1 protein-coding gene is annotated in these 788 nt (G+C 44.4%); it reads right to left on the reverse strand.

Annotated features, from left to right (window positions below; genetic code table 11):
• A partial coding sequence (locus LJD34_RS16860; protein WP_264474841.1) for an FtsK/SpoIIIE domain-containing protein occupies positions 1–788 on the reverse strand: 788 nt, incomplete at both ends.

Below are 788 nucleotides of genomic sequence, written 5' to 3' on the forward strand. Positions count from 1 at the left end.
GCTTTTTCACATCTGAACCAAACAGCATACCGTAACCTAATTCGCTGATACGCCCAAGTCCCACACGGAAATTGAAGTTATCCCTTATCCCGTCCGAGAAATACTTTGCGTCTGGTCTTTGACAAGCAACGATAAGGAAATATCCTGCCTGCCGTCCCAGCATAACGATTTTCTTTAACTGGCTAAGTAAGCCCACGCTTTCTTTTGTCCCCAGCATTTCAAAAAACGCCACATATTCATCAAAGATAAGAAAGCAGGGTGACAGTCCCAGATGGGCGTAGTTTTCACCTGTCTTATAGTTCGGGTGTCGTTTCATTTCCTCACTTCGTCGTACCATGCCCTCATAAAAGGCATTGACGCAATCAATCATTTCTTCTTTGGTGTGGTACACATTTCCCATAACTGTCCCCAAATCTGCTAAGTCCGCATTTTTCGGGTCTAAGATATAAAGGACAGCGTTTGTATGCAGTAGGGCTTCAATGAGCGTCAGCAGAAAATAGGTTTTACCACCACCAGTCCCGCCAGCAATCAGAGCATGAGGAAGTGCGTCATATTCCCAGACAAGATTTTTCATCAGTCTAAGACAGCCGTTTTCTGCCCGTACTTCATCAATGGTAATGCGGTTCGCTATCATATCATAAAGCAGGGTATATTCGATATAGCCGTCATGCAGGGTCTTGTCGGTCAGCTCGCAATATAAGCCACTTTCCAATTTATCCTCTAACCGTAAAATCTGGTCTTGATATTTCCCCAGCGTAATTTCACAGCGGATATGAAGCAGTCCCTTT

Source organism: Faecalibacillus sp. MSK20_93 (genome assembly GCF_020589945.1).
GTDB lineage: Bacteria > Bacillota_I > Bacilli_A > Erysipelotrichales > Coprobacillaceae > Faecalibacillus > Faecalibacillus intestinalis.